4 protein-coding genes are annotated in these 2,962 nt (G+C 67.8%); all 4 read right to left on the reverse strand.

All coding sequences use genetic code 11. The features are described 5' to 3' along the window. Positions 1–12 precede the first annotated feature (12 nt). A complete protein-coding gene (dxr, locus tag JHC81_RS14230; RefSeq protein ID WP_292175769.1) occupies positions 13–1,209 on the reverse strand; it encodes a 1-deoxy-D-xylulose-5-phosphate reductoisomerase in 1,197 nt (398 codons plus the stop codon). Continuing rightward, positions 1,206–2,045, reverse strand: coding sequence for a phosphatidate cytidylyltransferase (locus JHC81_RS14235; RefSeq protein ID WP_292175771.1), 840 nt, complete (start codon positions 2,043–2,045; stop codon positions 1,206–1,208). Before JHC81_RS14235 ends, dxr begins: the two co-directional genes overlap by 4 nt. Further along, positions 2,045–2,806, reverse strand: a complete 762-nt coding sequence (gene uppS, locus JHC81_RS14240; RefSeq protein WP_292175773.1) for a polyprenyl diphosphate synthase — start codon at positions 2,804–2,806, stop codon at positions 2,045–2,047. The genes JHC81_RS14235 and uppS overlap by 1 nt, the downstream gene beginning before the upstream one ends. Positions 2,807–2,833: 27 nt before the next feature. Further along, positions 2,834–2,962, reverse strand: a 129-nt coding sequence (locus JHC81_RS14245) for a ribosome recycling factor (RefSeq protein ID WP_366466340.1), incomplete at its 5' end; no start/stop codon positions are given.

Raw genomic sequence — 2,962 nt, forward strand, 5'->3', positions numbered from 1 at the left:
CCCCGTCTCGGCTCACGCCGCCTTGCTCAGCCTGAGAACGACCGCTTCGGCCGCCTGCCTGGCCATCGTGTCGATGGCCAGCGCAGAATCGCAGGCATCCCCGTGATCCGGAAGCGTAACCGATCCCGTCATCTGTTCCATGGTGTCGGCGACGACTGCGGCAATATTGAGAAAGGTCAGCCTTCGGTCGAGAAAGGCCAGGGCCGCGACCTCATTGGCCGCATTGAAGACGATGGGCGCGACACCTCCCGCCTCCAGCGCCTGACGGGCCAGAGCCAGGGCTGGAAACCTGTCCTCGTCCGGTGCCTCGAACGTCATCTTGCCCAAGGCGGCGAGATCAAGCTTGGGCGCGGGCCAGGCCAGGCGGTCGGGCCACGCCAGGGCGCAGGCGATCGGCGTCTTCATGTCCGGCGGCCCCATCTGGGCCAACGTCGAGCCGTCGACGTACTCGACCAGACTGTGGATGATCGATTCCGGATGGACGACGACATCGATGCGGTCGGCGGGCATGTCGAACAGATAGGCCGCCTCGATCATTTCCAGGCCCTTGTTGGCCATGGTGGCGCTGTCGACCGAAATCTTGGCCCCCATACTCCAGTTCGGATGGGCCACGGCCTGTTCGGGCGTAATGCCGGTCAGGGCTTCGCGAGGCGTGGTCCGGAATGGCCCGCCCGAAGCGGTCAGTATCAGGCGTTCGACCTGCTCTGGGGCCTCATGCGGGAAGACCTGAAAGATGGCGGAGTGCTCGGAATCGACGGGGAGCAGCCGTCCACCGCTAGCTTTTACCCGGTGGATCAAGGCCGGGCCGCAGCAGACCAGACTCTCCTTGTTGGCCAGCGCCAGCGTCGCCCCCGTTGTGGCCGCCGCCCACGCTGAGCGCAGGCCCGCCGCACCGACGATGGCGGCCATGGTCCAGTCAGCCGGACGGGTCGCTGCCTCGACAATGGCGTTGTCGCCCGCAGCCGTCTCGATGCCTGTGCCCGAAAGCGCGTCACGCAGATCGTCCAGTCGCGCGGGGTCGGCCGTCACGGCGATGAGCGGCTTCCAGCGCCGCGCCTGTTCCGCCAGCCGCGCGATATTGGCACCGCCCGTTAGGGCCTCGACGTCGAAAGCGCCTGTCCCGGCCCGCTCGGCCTGATCCATCAGCTCAAGCGTCGAACAGCCCACCGAGCCGGTAGAGCCGAGCACCGTGACTCGACGCCGGATCATACGCTGCCACCCCAGTGAATGGCGATCAAACGTCCGCAGGCGACCACGACGACGGCGAACATCAGTCCGTCGACCCGGTCCAGCAAGCCGCCATGGCCTGGGATCAGATTGCCCGCATCCTTGACGCCGAAACGCCGCTTCAGAGCCGATTCCCAAAGGTCGCCGGCCATGGTCGCAACGGCCGCCGCGAAGCCCAGCATGGCCCCCCAGACGGCGCTGAGGCCCATGTCGGGCCAGAAGGCGAACCACGCGGGAAACACGCCTGCCATAATGGCCCCGGCCGCAGTCCCGGCGGCCAAGCCGCCGATGAAGCCCGACCAGGTCTTGTTGGGCGAAAAGCGCGGCCACAGCTTGGGCCCGCCGACCAGACTACCGACCAGGTAGGCCATGACGTCCGACGACCAGGCGACGGCAAAGGCGAACACCGTCCAGGACAGGCCGATGGCGGTGTCGCCATCTCTCAGCCAGATCAGCAGGACGGCAGGCCAACCGAGATAAAGCACCCCATAGGCCGCATCCAGCGCCTCCTGCCCGCGGCTGCGGGCATAGACCCCGGCGGCGGAGGCTCCGAACACCAGCAAGACCAGCGCCAGCGACAGCTGATTGGCATAGGCGGCGATGACGCCCGCGATCAGCCCGAAGCCGACGGCCCCGGCCATGACCCGCCAGGCCCGCGCAGCACTCATCGTCGACCATTCGACCGCCAGCAATCCGCAGGCCAGCAGCATCAGGGCCAGGAACCACAGACCACCCAGCCAGATGGCCAGCACGGCGGCCGGAGCCAGCACGATCGCAGAGGCGGCTCTCAGCCCGATGTCGCCGGCGCGGACCGCCATCAGCCGCTGACGAGCGCCGGTGCCGTGGTCGGCGTCACCCCGCCGAAACGGCGATCGCGGTTCAGATACTGCTGGACGACGTCGGCCAGGGCCGCCGCCCCGTAATCCGGCCACAGCACATTCTGATAAACCAGCTCGGCATAGGCGGCTTCCCACAGGAGGAAGTTCGACAGTCGCTGCTCGCCCGAAGTCCTCACAATCACATCCACCGGCGGAGCGCCCGCCGTCGACAGGCCCAGCCCCAGCGTGTCCTCATCCAGCGGGCCGGTCGCCTGGCCCGCCAGCACCCGCTCCACATGCTTCTGGGCTGCATCGACGATGTCGGCACGCCCCCCGTAGTTGAAGGCGACCTGCAACAGGAATTTGTCGTTGTGCGCTGTCGTGGCCTCGGCCCGCTCCACGATGGCGGCGATGTCGGCGGGCAGGCCCGTGCGACGCCCGAGGACCCGCACCCGCACGCCCTCCTTTTCCAGCCGTTTCAGGTCGCTGGCCACATAGGACCGGACCAGCCCCATCAGGTCGATGACCTCTTCCGCCGGACGACGCCAGTTCTCGGTCGAGAAACCAAACACCGTCAGGCAGCGGATGCCCAGATCGGGCGCGGCCTGTACCGTCCGCTTCAGCGCCTGCACCCCCTCGCGGTGCCCCATGGCGCGCGGCAGGCCACGCGCCTCGGCCCAGCGCCCGTTGCCGTCCATGATCAGGGCGACGTGGTGGGGGCCGGGTTTGCCGGACGGGACGGAATAGGCGGGGCTGTCCATGGGCACAGACAGGTCGGACGGGGGGCGTCAGACCTGCATGATCTCCTGTTCCTTGACCTTCAGGGCCTCATCGACGCGCTTGATGGCGGCGTCGGTGTCCTTCTGGACCTCGGCCTCCATCTTCTTCTGCTCGTCCTGGCTGATCTCGCCGGCCTT

It is taken from the genome of Brevundimonas sp., from assembly GCF_016463295.1.
Taxonomy (GTDB): Bacteria; Pseudomonadota; Alphaproteobacteria; order Caulobacterales; family Caulobacteraceae; genus Brevundimonas.

Coding starts and splice junctions, on each gene's coding strand:
- dxr (WP_292175769.1), bottom strand. CDS start 1,209: ATGATCCGGCGTCGAGTCACGGTGCTCGGCTCTACCGGCTCGGTGGGC.
- uppS (WP_292175773.1), bottom strand. CDS start 2,806: ATGGACAGCCCCGCCTATTCCGTCCCGTCCGGCAAACCCGGCCCCCAC.
- JHC81_RS14235 (WP_292175771.1), bottom strand. CDS start 2,045: ATGGCGGTCCGCGCCGGCGACATCGGGCTGAGAGCCGCCTCTGCGATC.